The 4214-nt window shown below is 34.8% G+C and carries 4 protein-coding genes; all 4 read right to left on the bottom strand.

The window, feature by feature from the left end; genetic code table 11:
• Nucleotides 1–428: 428 nt before the first annotated feature.
• Nucleotides 429–788, bottom strand: coding sequence for a hypothetical protein (locus tag ABZA26_RS08960; protein ID WP_372714178.1), 360 nt, complete (start codon nt 786–788; stop codon nt 429–431).
• A gap of 38 nt (nt 789–826) precedes the next feature.
• Nucleotides 827–2338: a tripartite tricarboxylate transporter permease gene (locus ABZA26_RS08955; RefSeq protein WP_372714177.1), complete on the bottom strand. Its 1512-nt coding sequence runs from the start codon at nt 2336–2338 to the stop codon at nt 827–829.
• A 15-nt stretch (nt 2339–2353) separates the two neighbouring features.
• Nucleotides 2354–2806 carry a tripartite tricarboxylate transporter TctB family protein gene (locus tag ABZA26_RS08950; RefSeq protein WP_372714176.1) on the bottom strand — a complete coding sequence of 151 codons (453 nt, stop codon included), beginning with the start codon at nt 2804–2806 and terminating at the stop codon, nt 2354–2356.
• Nucleotides 2807–2903: 97 nt separating this feature from the next.
• The gene (locus ABZA26_RS08945; protein ID WP_372714175.1) at nt 2904–3914 is read right to left on the bottom strand and encodes a Bug family tripartite tricarboxylate transporter substrate binding protein; all 1011 of its coding nucleotides are present in this window, start codon (nt 3912–3914) and stop codon (nt 2904–2906) included.
• Between the last annotated feature and the right edge of the window lie 300 nt (nt 3915–4214).

Genomic DNA, 4214 nt, shown 5'->3' with positions numbered 1-4214 from the left:
TGCCACTTAAAGATTAGAATATTTAAATGCTTTTTAAAATCTTTAGAATCTTTAATATCTTCTAAAGATCTTGAAGTGCCTATTCGCAGGACGAGCGTTAAGAAATCTAATCAATTTTACGTTAAGAAAATACAATGTCTGAGCGAAGCGAGTTTTGTATTTTTAGTAAAATTTATTTTATTTTAGCTTGGACAAGACAAGGCTTGATTTTTGGTTACTTTTCATCAAGTAAAAGTGACAGACTTTCGGAGAAATTCAGTAATTTATAAACAATAAATTTCTATAACTTAAAATAGAAGCCAAGACATAAAGTCTTGACTTCTATTTTTCAGATACATTCTAATATTCTTATTCTGCTGCATTTGAAGTGGCCTATGAGCTTTTGAAATTCTAATTTTACCAAGAAATTAATATTCTTCAAACTCCCATTAATTGGTTTTGGTGAATTTGTAAAATGCAAATGTCGAAACCAGAAAAAAATCTGCAAGCATAAATATCTTATACCCAGTACTAAACTGCGGCACAAAAGGAACATAAAGAAGCGATGTCCAGAAAAGCCACTGAGTAAGTTTAGAAAAGATATGCCATCTCTTTTTATATTTAGATTCCACCACTCCGGCTTTTTTATATTCTCTCTTTAAAATATAAAAATCCGATATAAAAACAAACCCCGAAGTTACTCCAAATATCAGAGCATAGAAAACATTTCTTTCAAATGAGAGAATTGCAATCAAAGCTACTGTAAAGAGTACTCCCCAAATCAAACGTAATTTTTTATTAAATATCATATTTCACCCTTAGTTCATATTATTTTCTATATTTTAACCTATTTGTCGGACTTTAACAACTTATTTAATATCATAGGTCCAAATAATGAAAGTACGGCTAATACAATGAAAAATATTGATATAGAGTCTGAAGCAAATATACTCATCGAACCTTTAGACAATACCATTGACTGTCTGAAAGAGGTCTCTATCTTGGTTCCTAGTATCAACGCTAGTATAAATGAGGAGATTGGTATCTTTAGTTTCTTGGCAAAGAATGCAATTATTCCGCATAATGCAACGATGATAAAGTCAGTTGTAGCAAAACTAAGTGCGTAAGTTCCTATGAACCCTAATGCCACAACAAGAGGCAGAAGAATTTTTTCAGGAGTTTTCAGTACTTTTACCAGCTGTGATGCCAGTGGAATGTTGATTACTGCAAGCATTATATTACTTACATACATACTCGCTAAAACTCCCCAGGCTACGTCAGGCTGACTTGTAAACAGCATAGGACCCGGCTTGATTCCAAGCATCATAAGAGCCCCTAGCATTACAGCTGTTGTCCCCGATCCAGGTATCCCTAGTGTAAGCATTGGAATCATCGCTCCAACTGCAGTTGCATTGTTTGCAGCTTCCGGAGCTGCCAAGCCTATAATATTACCCTTACCGAAGCTGTCCGGGTCTTTTGATAAACTTTTTTCAGTAGAATATGCCAACATGGAGGAAATAGTGGCTCCAGCCCCTGGCAGTATACCTATAAAAAATCCCAGTGGAGTACTTCTCAATATAGGCATAAGACACTCTTTAAATTCGGATTTACTTACCCAAACCCTGCTTATGTCATAATTGGAATTTTTGGCATCTGAAGCCGGGTCATGATTGAATAAAATTTTACCAAAGTTATTATAAACTTCTCCAATTGCATAAAATCCTATAATCATTATAAGAAAATCTACACCCTCATAAAGTTCTGGTATCCCCATAGTATACCTTACTGTTCCAGTAAGTGAATCTGCCCCTATAGTACTTACCATAAGTCCCAAAGATGTGGCAAAAAGTCCTCTTATTACATTTCCTCTCGATATCGCAGATGTGGCTATCAAGGCAAATATCATCAGTGTAAAATATTGTGGAGGTCCAAATTTTATTGCAACTTTAGATATTGACACTGCTAAAAATGTCATCAAAATAGTAGCTATAGTACCCCCTATAAAAGAAGCTATTGCTGACATGGCCAGGGCTTCTCCTGCTCTTCCGTTTTTAGTCATGGGATATCCGTCAAAAGTAGCAGCTATTGCTCCTCCGTCTCCAGGTGTATTAATCAAAATAGAAGCTCTGGATCCACCAAACATCGCTCCATAGTATATGGCTGTAAGTGTACTTAAAGCGGTTACTGGATTCATTCCAAATGTCAGTGGAAGAAGAACAGCGATACCAGTTGCAGGACCTAATCCAGGAAGCATCCCGACGATAGAACCGAAAATCCCTCCAAAGAATATCCACATGAGATTTGTAAAGGTCAAGATTTCACTAAATCCCCCCATTAAATATGAAAATATATCTAACATAATTCACCTTCCTGATTAAAAATTTATTATTCCTGGCGGTAAAGAAATCGCTAATAATTTTGAAAATATAAAGTATGCTATTGCAGAAAATGCTACTGAAATAATTAAATTTTGTTTTAGTTTACCTTTATTTAAAATACTCAACAATCCCATTAAAAGAACTATCGTAGAAAGTATATAACCAAGATGTTCAAAAACTAAAGTATAAACTATAAATATCACTGTGCATTTCCCGATAGTGACTGCAACTTTTTTATCTATTTCCAGCTTTTTCCCTTCTACTTTCCCAAGATAATCCTGTAAAAATATCACTAAGGAAAGTACAGCAGTCAGTATTATTACCATTGCAGGAAATATTTTGGTTCCTGAAAGAAAAGTAGCTCCAGCTCCTGCAGCATTGATAGTACTAATACCATATAATGCTGCAAGCAAAGCTCCAAAAATACCTATTATTTTATTCTGAGTCATTTTTCACCTCTTAAATTATTTAAGTATAAGTTAATAACCGCCTAAATATATTATAAAGACAGTTATCAACCCAACAACTAAATGTACTATAAGATAATTATTTTGTAAGACCTACAGCGTCAGTTAGACCTTTGTAAACCTCATACTCTTCCTGCCACATTTTTTTCGTGTCAGCACTGTTTTTGTAGTATGGAAGCCAGCTGTTGTTTTCCATGATTTTTTTCCAGTCATCTGTATCCATTGCTTTTTCGATTATAGTTTCCCAGTAAGCTACTTCTTCGTCAGTCATTCCAGGGTGTGCCACTATTCCTCTCCAGTGAGGGAATACAACATCTATTCCTGATTCTTTAACAGTAGGTACATCAGCAAATTCTCCGCCTAATCTTTCATCAGCTGTTATAGCTATACACTTTAAGTCTCCAGATTTCATAAATTCTATTCCATCAGCAGCTCCTGTAACTATTACTTCATAGAATCCACCAAGTACACCTGGGATAAGTTCTCCAGTAGATGTAGCTACTATATTCTTGTCAAACTCTGCGATATCTACCCCTGCAGTTTTTGCAACGTTCATAATTGAAAGATGGTCATCATTTCCTTTTCCAGGAGCGACTGCAACTACTACAGAACCAGGATCTTTTTTCAGTCTTTCTGTTACCTCAGTGATAGTTTTAATGTCAGAATCTCCCTTTACAAAATAACCGATCCATTCATTAGTCAAAGTAGCAACAGGTCTCAAGTCATCTAATGTCTGGGCTCCCTGTACTCCTAAAAGTTGGTTTAAGTAAATATAAGCCGAATCCATTGCAACTATATGGGAATCTTTTCTCTGGATCAGAGAGTTCCAGGCGATAGATCCTTTTCCTCCAGGTTTGTTTGTAACAATGATATTTACTTCTGGTGCGATATCATTATCATCGATAACTTTTTTTAGTGCTCTAGCTGTGGCATCCCATCCACCTCCAGGATTTGCTGGTGCTATAATTTCAAGTGTCTTAGCAGTAGGAAAACTTCCTTCAGCCTTAGTCCCCTCTTTTTTGCCACCGCATCCTGTAAATGCCAGTCCCAAAATAAGAGCCAGTGTTAGAAACAAATTGCTTTTTTTCATATTTAATCCCTCCTCTATTTTTTTAAAAAAATAATAACTTTGATTCTGTAAATTGAATTTTCCAAACTTTGATTACAGATTTACTTTCTTTTTTCAGTTACAGCTTTTTTTATTATAGTTAGAGTCTAATTTTAATTCCTTAATATTTCATGGTATTTTTCTTAAAATCCGTTAAGAATTAGGTTTTTTTATTTCAAAATCGTTTTTTAGATTCAGCTAAAGTTAACTTTGTTTTTTTTTAGGACAATCACCCTCTCCTAAGAAACTAAAAAAATGGTGTGAAGAACACACCATTTTTAT

Origin of the sequence: Ilyobacter sp., assembly GCF_041583315.1 — a bacterium.
Taxonomy (GTDB): domain Bacteria; phylum Fusobacteriota; class Fusobacteriia; order Fusobacteriales; family Fusobacteriaceae; genus Ilyobacter.
The sequence above is the reverse complement of the archived record's forward strand: the minus strand, read 5'-3'. Positions and strand labels throughout refer to the sequence as shown.

Coding starts and splice junctions, on each gene's coding strand:
- ABZA26_RS08945 (WP_372714175.1), bottom strand. CDS start 3,914: ATGAAAAAAAGCAATTTGTTTCTAACACTGGCTCTTATTTTGGGACTG.
- ABZA26_RS08950 (WP_372714176.1), bottom strand. CDS start 2,806: ATGACTCAGAATAAAATAATAGGTATTTTTGGAGCTTTGCTTGCAGCA.
- ABZA26_RS08955 (WP_372714177.1), bottom strand. CDS start 2,338: ATGTTAGATATATTTTCATATTTAATGGGGGGATTTAGTGAAATCTTG.
- ABZA26_RS08960 (WP_372714178.1), bottom strand. CDS start 788: ATGATATTTAATAAAAAATTACGTTTGATTTGGGGAGTACTCTTTACA.